The organism is Streptomyces sp. NPDC005181, assembly GCF_040608395.1.
Lineage (GTDB): Bacteria > Actinomycetota > Actinomycetes > Streptomycetales > Streptomycetaceae > Streptomyces.
In genome coordinates, this window is sequence record NZ_JBEXID010000006.1 from 115,274 (window position 1) to 131,209 (window position 15,936).

13 protein-coding genes and 1 pseudogene are annotated in these 15,936 nt (G+C 70.7%); 3 read left to right on the forward strand and 11 right to left on the reverse strand.

The annotated features are described in order from the left end of the window. Window positions 1–7: 7 nt before the first annotated feature. Both ABZV38_RS06530 and ABZV38_RS06535 read right to left on the reverse strand, forming a co-directional pair. Window positions 8–1,600, reverse strand: a complete 1,593-nt coding sequence (locus tag ABZV38_RS06530; protein ID WP_356325162.1) for a TerD family protein — start codon at window positions 1,598–1,600, stop codon at window positions 8–10. 107 nt (window positions 1,601–1,707) lie between these two features. Beyond that, window positions 1,708–2,331 carry a M48 family metallopeptidase gene (locus ABZV38_RS06535; protein ID WP_356325165.1) on the reverse strand — a complete coding sequence of 208 codons (624 nt, stop codon included), beginning with the start codon at window positions 2,329–2,331 and terminating at the stop codon, window positions 1,708–1,710. Between the two features lie 293 nt (window positions 2,332–2,624). On the opposite strand from ABZV38_RS06535, the gene ABZV38_RS06540 reads away from it, so the two are divergent. Both ABZV38_RS06540 and ABZV38_RS06545 read left to right on the forward strand, forming a co-directional pair. Continuing rightward, window positions 2,625–3,785 (forward strand): ThiF family adenylyltransferase, encoded by a 1,161-nt coding sequence (locus tag ABZV38_RS06540; RefSeq protein ID WP_356325167.1) that lies wholly within the window; start codon window positions 2,625–2,627, stop codon window positions 3,783–3,785. Between the two features lie 41 nt (window positions 3,786–3,826). Next, window positions 3,827–5,248, forward strand: coding sequence for an AarF/ABC1/UbiB kinase family protein (locus ABZV38_RS06545; protein WP_356325169.1), 1,422 nt, complete (start codon window positions 3,827–3,829; stop codon window positions 5,246–5,248). Window positions 5,249–5,276: 28 nt separating this feature from the next. Here the strand turns inward: ABZV38_RS06545 and ABZV38_RS06550 are convergent, their stop codons facing one another. From ABZV38_RS06550 to ABZV38_RS06570, 5 genes are all read right to left on the reverse strand, one after another. Next, a complete protein-coding gene (locus tag ABZV38_RS06550) occupies window positions 5,277–5,480 on the reverse strand; it encodes a hypothetical protein (RefSeq protein ID WP_356325171.1) in 204 nt (67 codons plus the stop codon). A gap of 166 nt (window positions 5,481–5,646) precedes the next feature. Next, window positions 5,647–5,970 (reverse strand): hypothetical protein, encoded by a 324-nt coding sequence (locus ABZV38_RS06555; protein ID WP_356325317.1) that lies wholly within the window; start codon window positions 5,968–5,970, stop codon window positions 5,647–5,649. Window positions 5,971–6,002: 32 nt separating this feature from the next. Further along, entirely contained in the window at window positions 6,003–6,371 is a 369-nt protein-coding gene (locus ABZV38_RS06560) for a WhiB family transcriptional regulator (protein WP_030915514.1), read from the reverse strand. A gap of 172 nt (window positions 6,372–6,543) precedes the next feature. Next, on the reverse strand, window positions 6,544–6,870 hold the full coding sequence (locus tag ABZV38_RS06565; RefSeq protein WP_356325174.1) for a hypothetical protein: 327 nt from the start codon (window positions 6,868–6,870) through the stop codon (window positions 6,544–6,546). 166 nt (window positions 6,871–7,036) lie between these two features. After that, window positions 7,037–9,241, reverse strand: coding sequence for an ATP-dependent DNA helicase UvrD2 (locus ABZV38_RS06570; RefSeq protein WP_356325176.1), 2,205 nt, complete (start codon window positions 9,239–9,241; stop codon window positions 7,037–7,039). 204 nt (window positions 9,242–9,445) lie between these two features. On the opposite strand from ABZV38_RS06570, the gene ABZV38_RS06575 reads away from it, so the two are divergent. Beyond that, window positions 9,446–9,688, forward strand: a complete 243-nt coding sequence (locus ABZV38_RS06575) for a mycoredoxin (protein WP_356325178.1) — start codon at window positions 9,446–9,448, stop codon at window positions 9,686–9,688. 151 nt (window positions 9,689–9,839) lie between these two features. Here ABZV38_RS06575 and ABZV38_RS06580 read toward each other — a convergent pair. From ABZV38_RS06580 to ABZV38_RS06595, 4 genes and pseudogenes are all read right to left on the reverse strand, one after another. Further along, window positions 9,840–9,968 (reverse strand): annotated as a pseudogene (locus ABZV38_RS06580) (bifunctional 5,10-methylene-tetrahydrofolate dehydrogenase/5,10-methylene-tetrahydrofolate cyclohydrolase); the annotation flags it as partial. Between the two features lie 70 nt (window positions 9,969–10,038). Further along, entirely contained in the window at window positions 10,039–10,986 is a 948-nt protein-coding gene (gene nudC / locus ABZV38_RS06585; RefSeq protein ID WP_356325180.1) for an NAD(+) diphosphatase, read from the reverse strand. 44 nt (window positions 10,987–11,030) lie between these two features. Next, window positions 11,031–12,425 (reverse strand): dipeptidase, encoded by a 1,395-nt coding sequence (locus tag ABZV38_RS06590; RefSeq protein ID WP_356325182.1) that lies wholly within the window; start codon window positions 12,423–12,425, stop codon window positions 11,031–11,033. 10 nt (window positions 12,426–12,435) lie between these two features. Further along, window positions 12,436–15,927: an ATP-dependent DNA helicase gene (locus tag ABZV38_RS06595; RefSeq protein WP_356325184.1), complete on the reverse strand. Its 3,492-nt coding sequence runs from the start codon at window positions 15,925–15,927 to the stop codon at window positions 12,436–12,438. Window positions 15,928–15,936 lie beyond the last annotated feature (9 nt).

Genomic DNA, 15,936 nt, shown 5'->3' on the forward strand with positions numbered 1-15,936 from the left:
GGCTCCCTCAGACCTCGTAGGGCTGGACGACGATGAAGTTGCCGGGGGCTCCCCGGAACTGGAGATTCACGGTCTCTCCGCTGTGCCCGGGGTACGCGTTGCGGCGCAGCCGGACCTGGCTGGAGATGATCACCTGGGACGCCGACGACCAGGCCACGATGGCATTGCAGTCGGCGAACGTGGTCGGCGTGACCGGCAGGACGACGGGAACGCCGTGGGTCTTGACGATGACCGTCCCGGTGCCCTGGAACTGCATGGTGAACAGGGCGCCACCGGGGATGCCGTGGCCCTCGATCCTGCGGACCTCGTGCTGCAGCGATTCATCGAAGGCGAGAACGCTCTCCGCCGAGACACAGATGCCGTCGCCCTGGAGCTCGATGGCATGCAGATGGGAGCCGTCCTCGGCGAGGAAGACCTGTCCCCGGCCGGTACAGCGCATCAGCTGCATTTCCTGGCCGGTGGCGTTGCCGACGATACGGCCGGCGAAACCGGCGCCCTTGTAGCTGAAGTCGACCTTGCCCTGGTACATCACCATGGAGCCCTGGCGGGCGAGCACCGGCGTACCGCCCATGGTGAGGTCGACCCGCATGAGCTGCTGGTTCTGCGGGGTCCAACGCTGGCCGGTGGCCGTCTCCTTGTACGGCTGGAGCGCGGCCTGCAGACCGGCACCGGCCTGCGGCACACCTTGCGGTACGCCAGGGGGCTGCTGCCCGTACGGAGCCGGAGCCTGCTGCCCGTAGGGGGCGGCGGGCGCGGGCTGGCCGGGGACCTGTCCGAACTGCGGCTGCTGGGGCGGCTGGCCCGGCTGCCCGTACGGAGCCGGGGCGGGCGCAGGCGGCGGCACAGTGCCACCCATCGGCGCCATCGGCGCCGCGATCGTCGGCGCGGCATGCATCTGCTGCTGCGGAGTGGGGGCCGGGGCCTGCGCGGCCGGGGCCCCGAAGGACGGTGCGGGCTGCGGGACTTGGGGGGTCGGGGGCGCAGCGGGAGCACCGAAGGACTGGGCCGGGGCGGCCGCCTGCGGCGGCGGGGCGAACGACGGGGCGGCTGCCTGCGGCGCGGCGGGTGCCTCCTCGGCGACTTCACCCCCAAAGTTCTTCAGCAGAGCGTCGAGGCCGCCGTCGAAGCCCTGACCGACAGCAGCGAACCGCCAGACGTCCTTCAGATAGAAGTCGCCCAGCATCACCGCACGCTCGGTGGTGAACTCGGAGCCGGTGAAGGCGTACCTGACGACTTCCTCGCCACCCGCGACGATCCGGATATAGCCCGGACCGACCTGCGACATCTGCCCCGCGCCGTCGACGGTCGCGGTGAACGACAGCTTGTGGATGTTCGCCGGAAGGCGGTCCAGAGTGACGCGGAACGACTCGGTGTCACCGGCCTGGGCACCGAGGAGCTGAATGGACTCCTCGGGCGATTTCGGCTGATTGAAGAAGATGAAATAACGGTCGTCGGAGAGCTGCTCATTGGCGTCGAGGCCGAAGCAGCTGATGTCAAAGGTCAGTCCCGGGCCGGCGATCTGCACACCTACGTACAGGTCCGTCCCCGGCGTGAGATCGCTGATCTTGGCTTTGTGACCGCGTTGGAATTCCCTGGCCATGCGTAACGACCGTCCCCCATCCCGAATGTGAATGCGTCGCGCCAGGCTAGCCGCAAACTCCGACATTGAGCTGAGTCGGTACACACCCGGTACAGAATCACCGAACGTCACTCGCTCCGGGCGGCCGGCAGATGCGGCAGCCGGTCGGCCGCCACCACCCCTTCGAGGTAGCCGCGAGCCCGCTCGGTCCGCGGATACGCCTCCAGCAGCCGCCAGAACCGTGGACCATGACCGGGGACCAGCAGATGCGCGAGCTCATGGACGAGCACGTAGTCGACGACGTACTCCGGCATGCCCTGCAACCGGTGCGACAGACGGATGCTGCCCTCCGCCGGAGTGCAGGACCCCCATCGGGTGTTCTGATTGGTCACCCACCGCACCGACGCGGGTCTGGCCCGGCCGTCGAAATACTGGTCGGACAACCGCTCGGCCCGCTCGGCGAGTTCGCTGTCGCCGAGGATGCGCTTGCTCTCCTGGGCGGCGAGTTTGTCGAGCATCACGCTCACCCAGCGCTGCTCCTCCGCCTCCGACATCCGGGCGGGGATCAGCACAATAGTGCGGTCGCCCTCCCGGTACGCGGAGACCGTTCTGCTGCGGCGGGGGCTCCTGCGGACCTCGACCGCGCTCGTCGCCGAGACGCGGGGCGGATGGCTGGCCGCGCTGCGCTGATGATGTCCGGCGCTGCGCGCGGGGGTCTCCCCGGCGAAGCCGGGTGACAGGTCGGCGGGCACGGCACGACGTTACCCGCTGTCAGTGGGGGAAGTCCCGCCTCCGGGGCGGTTGACGCTTGATCCACTCCATGGCATGCACCATTTGAACGACTAATACCCCATGCCTGTGGATAACTTTCTGCGCGTTTCGACGCCGGCCTGCATTCTGACAACGGATCTCGCGAATCTCCGGACACGCCCCACGCACAGAGATCGCAGAGCGACCGCAGAGAGATCACACAGAGATCGCACACAGACCGCACACAGATCGCACCGACGTTGAACAGCACGACGGACAGAGCCCGGGGGAAACCATGCATCCGATGTTGAAGCCCGCACTGCGCCGCGCCTGGCGCGGCAGGAACACCGTGCAATTCGGAGTGACACACGCCCACGCGGTGAAGCTCGGCCCGGTGGATATCGCCACGGGAAGTTTCCTCGAACTGCTCGACGGAACGCGCGGCCTTCCACTGCTGCACGAAGAGGCGCGGGCACTGGATCTGTCGGCTCATCAAGTGGACACGTTGGTGGGACGCCTGGCGAATGCGGGGCTGATCGACGATGTACGGGCCGGCGGCCCGGAAGCCGAAGCATTGCGGCGCCGGGCCGACGTCCTGGAGCGGCAGCGCCCCGACCTCGCGTCGCTCTCGGTGATCCACCCCGAGCCGGGCGGCGGGATGCGCCGGCTGGCGGCCCGTCGCGCGATGCGGGTCCAGGTGCGGGGCGCCGGCCGGGTCGGGGCGGCGATCGCCGCGGTGCTGTCCGGATCCGGAGTGGGCCTGGTCGAGGTCCTGGACGGCGGGGTCACCGAGCCCTCGGACATCGCGCCCGGCGGACTTCCGGCGGCGGCGGTCGGAGAGCGCAGGGACACCGCCGCCCGGCAGTTGGTGCGCCGATCGGCCGTCGGCTCCACCCCGCGGGCGACGGGGACGGCAGACGCCGCGGCGGGTGGCGCGTCTGCGAACGGTGGGCCCGGGCTGTCATTGGTCGTGGTCGCCCCTCGGGACGGTCTCGCGGTGTACGCCCCCGACCCGGGCGCCGCCGAACCGTGGATCGCCTCGGGCATTCCTCATCTCTATGCCGGAGTGATCGAGGCCACCGGTGTGGTGGGCCCCCTGGTCCTGCCCGGGGGTACGGCCTGCGCGGGATGCCTGGCGCTGACCCGCACGGACCGGGATCCGCAGTGGCCGAGGATGCTGACGCAGTGGCGGTCCGGGCGACGCAATGCGGTGCAGGCGTGCGACCTGGGGCTCGCGACAGCGGTGGCCGGTCTCGCCGCGGCCCATGCCCTGGCTTTTCTGGACGGCGAACTGCCCGCCAGCACGGGGGCCAGGTGGGAGGCTGCTCTGCCGCTGTTGGACTGGCGGTCGGAGCAGGTCGGGGCGCACCTCGACTGTTCCTGCGGGGCGGGTGGGCACACTGAGGGGGAGCGCCCCTCTGGGCTCGGCACGGCGCAGGACACAATGGCCGGGTAACCGCCGCACGCGGCACGGCAGTCTGGGATTTGGAGGGGCGCATGTCTGATCTACCCCGGAAAGCGGTCACCCGTACCGCCAAGTTGGCCGCACTGCCACTCGGCTTCGCCGGCCGCGCCACGTGGGGTCTGGGCAAGCGGATCGGCGGCAGGTCCGCGGAGATAGTGGCCCGCGAGCTCCAGCAGCGCACAGCGGACCAGTTGTTCAAGACATTGGGGGAGCTGAAGGGGGGTGCCATGAAACTCGGTCAGGCCCTGTCCGTCTTCGAGTCGGCGCTGCCCGAGGAGGTCGCCGGGCCGTACCGGGCGGCGCTCACCAAACTGCAGGAAGCCGCGCCCCCCATGCCGACCCGCACGGTCCACGCGGTGCTGGCGGAGCGGCTCGGTGAGGACTGGCGGAAGCTGTTCCTCGAATTCGAGGACAAGCCGTCGGCCGCCGCCTCGATCGGGCAGGTGCACCGGGCGGTCTGGCACGACGGGCGCGAGGTCGCGGTGAAGGTGCAGTATCCGGGCGCCGGGGAGGCTCTGCTCTCGGATCTCACCCAACTCAGCCGTTTCGCCCGGCTGCTCGGCCCGCTGATCCCCGGAATGGACATCAAACCGCTCATCGCGGAGCTGCGCGACCGCGTGTCGGAGGAGCTGGACTACGAACTGGAGGCGCTGTCGCAGCGGGAGCACGCCGAGGAGTTCGCAGGCGATCCCGATGTGGTCATCCCCCATGTGGTGCACCAGTCGGACCAGGTGCTGGTGACGGAGTGGATCGACGGCGTGCCGCTCTCCGAGGTGATCACGGACGGCACGCAGGAGCAGCGGGACCGGACGGGCCAGCTGCTGGCCCGCTTCCTGTTCTCGGGTCCGGCGCGCACGGGCCTGCTGCACGCGGACCCGCATCCGGGCAACTTCCGGCTGCTGCCTGCGGAAAAGGAGCACGGCGAGGCCGGGCAGTGGCGGCTCGGAGTGCTGGACTTCGGCACGGTGGACCGGCTGTCGGGCGGTCTGCCGCAGCCCATCGGGGACTCGTTGCGGCTCACGCTGGAAGGTGACGCGGAAGCGGTGTACGAACTGCTGCGCGAGGAAGGCTTCGTCAAGGAGTCGATCGACCTCGACCCGAATGCAGTACTCGACTATCTGCTGCCGATCATCGAGCCGGCGCAGGTGGAGGAGTTCACCTTCACCCGGAGCTGGATGCGCAATCAGGCCGCCCGGATAGCCGATCTTCGCTCCCCCGCCCATCAGCTGGGCAAGCAGCTGAACCTGCCGCCCGCCTATCTGCTCATACACCGGGTGACGCTGAGCACGATCGGGGTGCTGTGTCAGCTGGGTGCGACGGTGCGGCTGCGGGACGAACTGGAGTCCTGGCTCCCGGGGTTCCTGCCGATCGAGGATCTGCCCGCCGAGGACCTGCCGATCGCGGACCTGCCCGAGCAGGAGCAGCTGGTGGGCGACGCGGCCGCCAAGGCATAGGCCCGGGGACCGGGCCGGGGCGGGCCTGTCACCACCAGGGCGAGTCGAGACGGCCTTCGATCGCCCTGATATGAGTGCGGGCGCAGTTGTCGCAGAAGTACTGGCGTCTGCCGTTCTCCACGGAGCAGACCCAGGTCGGTGGCGCGTGCTCGCTGTCGGCGGCGGTGCCGCACCGGGCGCACACCACGACAGGGGCGCCCGGTTGTGCGGGGTGATGAGTCTCCTCGTTCACCTCGTGACGATAACTCCGTCCCTGCCGCGCGGCACGTCACCACACAGCACGACCGCGGGGCCGGTCCGTTCGGACCGGCCCCGCGGAAGGGGTACTGACAAGAGGTACTGATCGCTGCCGGGCAGAGCGGCTGCCCGGCAGCGGGTGCTGCGGCTGTACGGCCTGACTAGTGCATGACCGCCATGGCCAGCGCGCGGCGGGCGCGCATCGAAGCGCGCTCCGCCCGGCGCTGCATCCGCCGGGCGGAGACCAGGCGCACGGCCTGGCGCTCCGCGTCGGCTTCCCTCAGGCGGTCGTGCATATGCGCACGAGCCAGAGCTTCTGGGATGAGTTGCATTTCGCGGGTCCTGTTCTGACGCGAGTCGTTCGCGCCGATGCTTGAGACGTTCGGTGTTGCGGAGCCGACGGGCTCATTCGTGGGGACGGACATTGGTGCCTGATTTCGGGGATCGTGGGTTCGGGGACGGTCGATGGTTCCGATGCGATTCATGGGTTTGGGGGCCGCGACCCCCAGGCCGGCGGTCACGCCGCAACCGGGTTCTTGCGCGGACGGCCACGCGGCCGCTTGCGAGCGACGACGACGCCCTGGATGAAGAGCTCGCCACCCCAGACACCCCACGGCTCGCGGCGCTCCTTGGCACCGGCGAGGCAGGCCTCGACCAGCGGGCAGGTACGGCAGAGGGACTTGGCGTACTCGACATCGGCCGGCGACTCGGCGAAGAAGACCTCCGGGTCGTAGGAGCGGCAGGGGACGGGCACGCCGAGGTTCTCGATGGCGTCGTCGAGCGCGGTGAGCGCAGTGAGGGGGATCAAGGTGGAGTCCTCCGTGAGGCCGGGCGGGGGGATCGTTTCGGAAGGCGGTACGGACGGGGCGTGCGCTTCGAGTTGCACGGTGGTGGTGTCCTCGTCTGGTCGTTCCGGCCGGTCGGCCGGGTGGCTGCTGGTACCGGGTGCTGCTTGTCCCGAGGCGCCTTTTCGCTGTGTCGTCCGTTTGGACAAAACAAAAGGGCCGCGGATCCCGAGTGGGGTTCCGCGGCCCTGAAGGCGCCGACCTGATGGTCCATCAGGCTGGATCACTCCAGGGTTCAGGCCCACGGAAGGCCCACATCTTGTGGTGGTGCGTCGTCTGCTGCTCGGCTCCGGCACCGACTGCCGCAAAGGCATAGGCCGCCTTGGCCTGTCCCTTCGCTACTGCTGCCGTCGGTGCCTGGGTCGGTCGCTCATTGCGCTCCCGCACGGGGAGGCTCGCCAGAGACAGCGGGCTGACGGCGGAAATGCCGGACAGACCGGTGCCACGGAGCGAAGATTCCGAAGAGCAGGCGAGGCCGAGCGAGCAGGCGGAGACGACCGACAGATCGGTCATTTTGTTGGTCTTGATGATGCTGATCACGACAATCGCCTCCTCTCGGCGTCTCGGGGGGACCGGGCTGGCCGGTCCTGCGTATTCGGATAAGTACAGCACGGGGTGAGGGCTTCAGAGAAGTCGCTGTTCCCGTGGTTAAGAACCTATGGTGATGACTGGGGCGGGCGCAAACTATTTTTTCGACGAGTTTTTCTCACCCCTCCTCGTCGTCTCCTCCGAGCCCCTCATCCGGGTCCTGGCCCGCACAGATGGCCAGCACGGCGGCGCCGAACCGGTCCAGCTTGCGGACACCGACCCCGGAGATTCCCGCCAGTTCGCCGTCGCTGCCCGGGACCGCCTCCGCGATCGCCATCAGCGTTTTGTCGGTGAACACGCAGTAGGCGGGCTGGCCGATCTCCTTGGCCTGTTCCGCGCGCCAGTCGCGCAGCCGCTCGTACAGCGCCTCGTCCATGTCGGAGGGGCAGTCCTCACAGCGCATCAGTTTCATCTCGCCCGCGTCGGTGAGGGTCTTGCCGCAGACCCGGCACAGGGCAGGACCACGGCGCCTGCGCTTGGCCACCGCCGGCCGGTCGATGCCTCCTCCGCCGCTTCCCCCGGTGCCGGCCGCGGCGCGGCCGGCACCGAGCGCCGCCGAGCCGGGGCGCAGCCCGTTCAGGAAGCGGCTCGGGCGGCGTCCGCCGCGGCTGCCCGGCGACCGGGACAGCGACCAGGACAGCGAGAGATGGAAGCGCGCCCGGGTGACGCCGACATACAGCAGCCGGCGCTCCTCCTCGATCTGCTCGTCGGTCTTGGCGTACGTGATCGGCATCATGCCCTCGGTCAGCCCGACCAGGAACACGGCGTCCCACTCCAGGCCCTTCGCCGAGTGCAACGAGGCCAGCGTGACTCCCTGGACCGTGGGGGCATGCTGGGCGGCCGCCCGTTCGTCCAGTTCGGCCACCAGGTCGGAGAGCGTCGCCCCCGGCTTGGCCTGTTCGAAGTCCTCGGCCAGCCGGACCAGGGCGGCCAGGGATTCCCAGCGGTCACGCACCGCCCCGGAGCCCGCGGGCGGCTCCGTGGTCCACCCCTTGGTGGAGAGCACCGCCCGCACCTGCGAGGGCAGCCCCTCCGCGTCGTCGAGCAGGGAGTCGTTGCCCCCGGCGCGGGCGGCGCCGCGCAGGGCGACGCCTGCCTCCCGGACCTCCGCGCGCTCGAAGAAACGCTCCGCGCCCCTCAGCTGGTACGGCACGCCCGCGTCGGACAGGGCCTGCTCGTAGACCTCGGACTGGGAGTTGACCCGGTAGAGCACGGCGATCTCGCCGGCCGGAACACCCGAGGCGATCAGATCGCGGATCCGGCGGGCAGTTCCCTCGGCCTCGGCGGGCTCGTCGGCGTACTCCGTATAGGACGGCTCCGGGCCCTGCTCGCGCTGCGAGACCAGTTCGAGCCGGTGTTCGGCGGCGCGGCCGCGGGCCTGGCCGAGCAGGCCGTTGGCGAGATGGACGACCTGGGGCGTGGAGCGGTAGTCCCGGACCAGCTTGACGACGGTCGCGTTCGGGTGGCGGGTGCGGAAGTTCAGCAGGTGGTCGGGGGTGGCCCCGGTGAACGAGTAGATCGTCTGGCCGGCGTCCCCGACGACGCACAGGTTGTCCCGGTCGCCGAGCCAGAGGTCGAGGAGGCGCTGCTGGAGCGGGCTGACGTCCTGGTACTCGTCGACCACGAAGTGCTGGTACTGGCGGCGGACGTGGTCGGCGATGTCATGGCGGTCCTGGAGGATCGCGACGGTGAGGAGCAGCACATCCTCGAAGTCGATCACCGAGCGGTCGCGCTTCAGCTGCTCGTACATCGCGTAGATCTGGGAGATCTCGGCCGGATCGCGCGGGGCGTCCCGCTGGGTCTTGGCGACCACGGCCGGGTAGTCGGCGGGGACGGTCTGGGTGACCTTCGCCCACTCGATCTCACTGGTGACGTCCCGCAGCTCGTTGCGGTCGAGCCGGATGCGGCAGCGGGCCGCGGCCTCGGCTACCAGCTGGACCTTGCGCTCCACCAGCCGCGGCAGATCACCACCGACTGCTTTCGGCCAGAAGTACTGGAGCTGGCGCAGGGCGGCGGAGTGGAACGTCCGCGCCTGCACCCCGGCCGCGCCGAGCTGCCGCAGCCTGCCCCGCATCTCGCCCGCGGCCCGGTTCGTGAACGTGACAGCCAGCACACTCGTCGGCTGAAGTATCCCGGCACGCACCCCGTACGCGATGCGGTGCGTGATCGCGCGCGTCTTGCCCGTACCGGCTCCGGCCAGCACGCACACCGGGCCGTGCAGAGCCAGGGCGACCTCGCGCTGCTCGGGGTCCAGCCCGCCGAGCACGGCGTCCGCCGACTCGGGGACCTGGGGGAAGAAAGAGGAATGCGTTGCTGATGTCACCCCGCCATGCTGCCAGGTCGGGAGAGGCGGACGCGGAAGTTGTCCACAGGCGAGCAGGATCCGTCGTACTAATGCAGGGGCGGCTACGGGAATGGCTGCCAGGTCACGTACGTTCCACTCCCAGCGGGGGGCACCTTTCCAGCCTTTCCGCGAGACGTGGCGACGCGACGTGACGAGACGAATTAGACAGAGGAGCGCGAAAACATGCCGGGCACTGTGACGATGTACAGCACCACGTGGTGCGGCTACTGCCGTCGGCTCAAGGGTCAGATGGACCGCGAGGGCATCACGTACAACGAGATCAACATCGAGCAGGACCCGGAGTCCGCGGTCTTCGTCGAGAAGGCCAACGGGGGCAACCAGACCGTTCCGACCGTACTCTTCTCGGACGGTTCGACGATGACGAACCCCTCGCTGGCCCAGGTGAAGCAGAAGATCGGCGTCTGATCGCGCGCTTGCACTCCTTGCGCCGGCGCAAGGAGTCGGGGCGAAGAGCCCGCACGGAGAACCGGCGCCAGGAACCCGCGTGAACGCCCGCTGCCTTCCGATTACCCCGGAGGACGGCGGGCGTTCGCGTACCCGGAAGCCGGGCTTCAGGTCACGCCGTCGCGGCACCGAGCTGTCGGGCCGCCCCCGCGACCGTCTGTTCAAGAAGGACCGCGACGGTCATCGGTCCGACACCGCCCGGGACCTGGGTGGTCAGCCGCGCCCGCTCGGCAGCTGTCTCGAGAGAAACCGGCGCGGCCTTGAAGGCGACCGGGCCATGCACGTCCCGGTCGCACGCCGAGCAGCGCGCGTCAGCGGACGCTGCCCGGCCTCGGGAGCGGCTTGCCGTACCAGAGCTCGATCAGACGGGCCGCGATCGAGATGCCGAACGGCGGCAGGACCTCGCCCGACTCGAAAGCCGCCGTCAGATCCTCGCGGGAGAACCAGCGGGCCTCCTCGATCTCCTCGCCGTCCACGTTGATCTCCGACGACGTGGCCCGGGCCATGAACCCGAGCATCAGGCTCGACGGGAACGGCCAGGGCTGGCTGGCGATGTACTCGACCTCACCGACCGTGACGCCCGCCTCCTCGAACACCTCACGGGCCACGGACTGCTCGATCGACTCCCCCGGTTCGACGAAGCCCGCGAGCGTCGAGAAGCGGCCTTCCGGCCAGTGCACCTGACGGCCCAGCAGGGCACGGTCCTGGTCGTCCGTGACCAGCATGATCACCGCGGGGTCCGTGCGCGGGTAGTGCTCGGCGCCGCAGGCCTGGCAGCGGCGGATGTGGCCGGCCGCCGCGATGACCGTGCGTTCGCCGCAGCGGGAGCAGAAGCGGTGCAGCCGCTGCCAGTTCTCCAGCGCAACCGCGTGCACCATCAGCCCCGCGTCGCGGGGGCCGAGCAGCAGTCCGGCCTCGCGCAGGCCGGCCGGGCGGGCCGGCTGGTCCATGCGGCCGGGCAGGGAGTCCTTCTGGAGCGCGAAGTAGCTGACGCCGTCCTCGTCGGTGCCGAGGAAGTAACGGTGGGTCTCGGTGACCGGGGCCTCGAAGGCCGGGGTCATGACGATCTCGGTGCCGCCGTCGGCCGTGTCGTCGATCAGCACCTGCCCGCCCGAGACCACGAAGACGCGGGTGGTCGGGTGGCTCCAGGCGGCGGAGAGCCAGGCCTCGTCGAGGCGGTGGTGCGCGGCGCGGTCGATGCCGCTGGGCGCAGTGAGACCGATGGGCCGGTCTGTCGTGGCGTTGTCGAAGGTGCTCACAGGTGCTTCCTACTCCCCCGGGATGGATCGGGTGTTCAGAGGATTCAGCGGAGTGCGGCGGACAGTTCGCGCCAGAGGTGCGCGGTCGTCTCCACGCCCTTGAGCAGGAGGTCGAGTTCGACCTTCTCGTCGGGGGCGTGCCAGCCGTCGGACGGTACGGAGATACCCAGGAAGAGGACGGGTGCGCCGAGCACGTCCTGCAGGTCGGCTGCGGGTCCCGAGCCTCCTTCGCGGGTGAAGAGGATCTTCTGGCCGAAGGCCCGTCCCATGGCGCGGGCCACGGCCTGCAGGGCGGGGTGGTCCAGCGGGGTCAGGCAGGGGCGGGTGGCGGGGGCGAAGGTGATCCGGTGGCGGATGCCGGCCGGGAAGTGCGCCTCGGCCCAGCCCCGGACGGCCTGCTGGACGTGGTCGGGATCCTGGCCGGCGACCAGCCGGAAGCTGATCTTCACGAGGGCGGAGGACGGGATGATGGTCTTGCTTCCGGCGCCCTGGTAGCCGCCGCCGATGCCGTTGACCTCGGCGGTGGGGCGGGCCCAGATGCGTTCCAGCGTGGAGTAGCCGGCCTCGCCCGCCGTGGCCCGCGACTTGGCGGTCCGCAGCCAGGTGGCCTCGTCGAAAGGCAGCTCGGCAAAGAGGGCGCGCTCGGTGTCGGTGAGTTCCGTCACGCCGTCGTAGAAGCCGGGGATCGCGACCCGTCCGTCCGCGTCGTGCAGCGCGGCGACGAGGCGGGCCACGGCGGTCGCCGGGTTGGGGACGGCGCCGCCGAACGATCCGGAGTGGATGTCCTGCTCGGGGCCGTACAGCTCGATCTCGCACTCGGCAAGGCCACGCATGCCTGTGCAGACCGTCGGGGTCGTCTCGTCCCACATGCCGGTGTCGGAGACGATCACGGCATCCGCGGCGAGACGCGCCGCCTGCTGTTCGACCAGGGTGCGGAAGTGCGGGGAGCCGGACTCCTCCTCGCCCTCGACGAGAAGCTTGAGGTGGACGGCGGGGGTGGTGCGGCCGGTGGTGGCGAGGTGGGCCCGGACGCCGAGGGTGTGGAAGAACACCTGGCCCTTGTCGTCGGCCGCGCCGCGCCCGTACATCCGGCCGTCCCGGATCACCGGTTCGAACGGATCGGTGTCCCAGCCGTCCTCCCTGGCTGCGGGCTGCACGTCGTGGTGCCCGTAGACGAGGACGGTCGGGGCGTCCGGGTCGGCGGACGGCCACTCGGCGAAGACCGCGGGCGCACCTGCGGTCTCCCAGATCTCTGTGACCGGGAAGCCGGTCTCCTTGAGCTTGGCGGACAGCCACTCGGCGCTGCGTCGTACGTCTCCGTCGTGCTCCGGCTGGGCGGATACGGAGGGGATCCGCAGCCACTCGGCGAGGTCGTCGAGGAAGGCTGTGCGGTGCTGCTCGATGTACGTACGGACGGCGCTGTCCGGGGTGTCGCTCATGCTCTTGAGCCTATCGGCCCGTCGGAGGTGGCTCGTCCAGGAGGAGCTGCTCCAGCTCGGCACGGCCCGGCAGGTGGGCGGGACGGACGGCTTCTCCGCTGCGGACGAACAGGAATGTGGTGGTGACGGAGTCGAGCGGTATGTCGTGCAGTTCGGCCCAGGCGAGGCGGTAGACGGCCAGCTGGAGCGGGTCGGCGGCGGGGCTGCCCGAGGTGCCTTCGCGGCTGCTGGGCACATTGCGGGTGGTCTTCCAGTCGACGATCTCGTACGTGTACCCGTCGGGGCCCTCGTTGCGGTACACGGCGTCGATCCGGCCGCGGATCACCCGGCCCGCGAGGGTGATCCGGAACGGTGTCTCGACGCGGTACGGGGTGCGGTGGGCATAGGGGGTGCGCTCGAAGGCCTCCTTGAGCGCGGCGAGGTCGCGCTCGTCCGCAATGTCGGCGTCGCTCTCGTCGCCGCCGGGCAGCTCGTCGGGGCCGAGCATGGGCAGCGGCAGCTCCTCGAAGCGGGCCTCCACCCAGGCGTGGAACCGGGTGCCGCGGCGGGCTGCCGGGGCGGGCTGCCGGGGCATGGGGCGGGCCAGCTCCTGGGCGAAGCCGTCGGGGTCTTCGGCGAGACGGAGCAGTTGGGTGGCGGAGAGCGAGGCGGGCACGAGGACCTCGCGGACGGTGGCGCGGGCGCGGCGCAGCTCACCGGCGAGCGCGTCGAGGTCCCGGTCCCAGGAGGCGAGGGTGCGGGACTCCTCCGGGGTGAGCCGTGAGGGGGTGCGGGCTGCAGGGACGTGGGGGGTGGGAGCGTGCGGTGTGGGGTCCGGGTCCGTGGGGGGTTCGGTCGACCAGGCGTCCCAGTCCGCGGCCTCGTCCGGGTACGGGTCGTCGTCCGGGTACGGGTCCTCGTCGGTGTACGCGTCGTCTTCCGGGAAGGGGAACGCCTCGTCGTCCGGTGCGGCGGGATACGCCCCCGGCACCGAGTCGCTCCCCGCCGCCGACTTCTCCAGATGAGCCAGCACCGTTTCCGCGGCCGCCCGGCGGCGGGCGAGTGCCGTGTCGTCCAGGGGCAGCGGCCAGGCGTGGTCCGCGGCCGCTGCGGCCAGTGCCGGGTTCTCCTCGTCCTCGGCCGGCTCGTCCGCCCAGGCCTCGATCTCGCCGTGTCCGGCCGCACAGTGCTCGTACAGCGCCTGCAGGAAGTCGGACGGGCCGCGCGGCTTCTTCTGGGACGGGCCCCACCAGTGGCCGGAGCCGAGCAGCAGAGTGCGGGGCCGGGTGAAGGTGACGTATCCGAGGCGGAGCTCCTCGGTGTGCTGGTGCTCCTTCATCTCCGCTTTGAAGCCCCCCAGCCCCTGGGCGTCCCAGCTGTGGACGACGGGCAGCGTGGCCGCGTCGCCGCGCAGGGCGTGCGGGAGGACCTTGGACTGGGAGGTCCAGGCGTCGCGGGACTGGCCGCTGGGGAACTGGCCGGTGACCAGGCCGGGCACGGCGACGACGTCCCACTCCAGCCCCTTGGACTTGTGGGCGGTGAGGACCTTGACGGTGTTCTCGCCGCCGGGCAGCGCGTTGTCCAGGCCCTTCTCGTACTGGACGGCGGTGCGCAGGAAGCCGAGGAAGGCAAGGAGCGTGGCCTCGCCGTCGACGGCGGCGAAGCGGGCCGCCACGTCCAGGAAGTTGGCGAGGGTCTCGCGGCGGCGGGCGGCCAAAGCGTGCGGCGACGCGGAGAGCTCGACTTCGAGGCCGGTGGTGGCGAGGACGCGGTGCAGGACGTCCATGAGGGGGTCGGCCAGCGAGCGGCGCAGGTCGCGCAGCTCGGTGGCGAGGCGGGCGAAGCGGATACGGGCATCGGTGGAGAACGGCAGCCCGTCGTCCTCCGTACCACCCGATTCGAGGAACGTGTCGAGGGCGTCGGCGAGCGAGATGACTTCGGCCGGGTCGATGCCTTCGACGGCTTCGGCGAGCCGGCGGTCGGGGTCGAAGTCGTCGTCGGCGGCGTGCGCGGCGTGGTGGACGAGGAGGCGGGCGCGGCGGCCGAGGAGGGCCAGGTCACGGGGGCCGATCCGCCAGCGGGGGCCGGTGAGCAGCCGGACCAGGGAAGCGTTGGCGCCGGGGTCCTGGAGGACTTCGCAGACCGCGACGAGGTCCGCGACCTCGGGCAGGTGCAGCAGCCCGGAGAGACCGACGACCTCGACCGGGATGTCGCGGGCGACGAGCGCGGCCTGGATCTCCGGGAAGTTCCCGGCGGTGCGGCACAGAACGGCGATCTCGCCGGGTGCCTTCCCGGTCCGTACGAGATGGGCGATCGAGTCGGCGAGCCAGTCGATCTCTTCGGTGTGGGTACGCAGGAGGGCGCAGCGGACGATGCCGTCGCGCTCGGCGCCCGGGGCGGGGCGCAGTGCCTCGACGCCCTCGTGCATGGCGCGCAGCGGCTCGGCGAGCCCGTTGGCCAGGTGCAGCAGGCGGCCGCCGCTGCGGCGGTTCTCGCTGAGGGAGTACCGGGTGGCGGGGGCGCCGTCGGCGTGCGGGAAGTGGCGCGGGAAGTCGTCGAGGTTGGCGACGGAGGCGCCGCGCCAGCCGTAGATCGCCTGGCAGGGGTCGCCGACGGCGGTGACGGCGTGCCCGGACGCGGCGTCGTCGGGGCCGCGGCCGAAGAGGGCGGAGAGCAGCAGCCGCTGGGCGACGGAGGTGTCCTGGTACTCGTCGAGCAGGACGACCCGGTACTCGTCGCGCAGGATCGCGCCGACCTTCGGGCGGGTGAGGGCCAGCTCGGCGGAGAGTGCGATCTGATCGCCGAAGTCGAGGAGGTCGCGGCTGCGCTTGGCGTCCCGGTAGCGCCGGGTCAGCGAGAGGAGTTCGCGACGGGCCTCGGCGGCCTCCGGGATCTTGCGCAGCTCGGCGTTGGTGAGCCGGGCCGATGCGAGCACACGGAGGAGTTCGGTGTCGTACTCCGCGAGCTGTTCGGGGCGGACGAGATGCTCGGCAAGCTCGGCGTCGAGTGCCAGCAGATCGCTGACCAGGGTGGGGAACGACCTGGTCAGGGCCGGGTAGGGGCCGGGCGCCTCGCGCAGCACGCGGGCGGCCAACTGGTAGCGGGTGGCGTCGGCGAGGAGGCGGGTGGTGGGTTCGAGCCCTATCCGCAGTCCGTGCTCGGTGAGGAGCCGTCCGGCGAAGGCGTGGTACGTGGAGATGCTGGGCTCGCCCGGGGGATTGTCCGGGTCGATGACGTCCGGATCGGTGACCCCGGCGGCGACGAGGGCCCTGCGGACGCGCTCGGCGAGCTCGCCCGCCGCCTTGTTCGTGAACGTGAGCCCGAGGACCTGCTCGGGGGCGACCTGTCCGGTCCCGACCAGCCACACCACGCGCGCCGCCATCACCGTGGTCTTCCCGGACCCGGCTCCGGCCACGATCACCTGCGGGGCGGGCGGCGCGGTGATGCAGGCCATCTGCTCCGGGGTGAAGGGGATCCCGAGGAGCTCCTTGAGCTGCTCGGGATCGGTGATACGTGAGGACACTCCACAGAG

Bases quoted from the DNA above. Each gene is read 5' to 3' on its own strand.
- ABZV38_RS06540 (WP_356325167.1), top strand. From the start codon at position 2,625: ATGCATCCGATGTTGAAGCCCGCACTGCGCCGCGCCTGGCGCGGCAGG.
- ABZV38_RS06555 (WP_356325317.1), bottom strand. From the start codon at position 5,970: ATGAATCGCATCGGAACCATCGACCGTCCCCGAACCCACGATCCCCGA.
- ABZV38_RS06590 (WP_356325182.1), bottom strand. From the start codon at position 12,425: ATGAGCGACACCCCGGACAGCGCCGTCCGTACGTACATCGAGCAGCAC.
- ABZV38_RS06545 (WP_356325169.1), top strand. From the start codon at position 3,827: ATGTCTGATCTACCCCGGAAAGCGGTCACCCGTACCGCCAAGTTGGCC.
- ABZV38_RS06530 (WP_356325162.1), bottom strand. From the start codon at position 1,600: ATGGCCAGGGAATTCCAACGCGGTCACAAAGCCAAGATCAGCGATCTC.
- ABZV38_RS06575 (WP_356325178.1), top strand. From the start codon at position 9,446: ATGCCGGGCACTGTGACGATGTACAGCACCACGTGGTGCGGCTACTGC.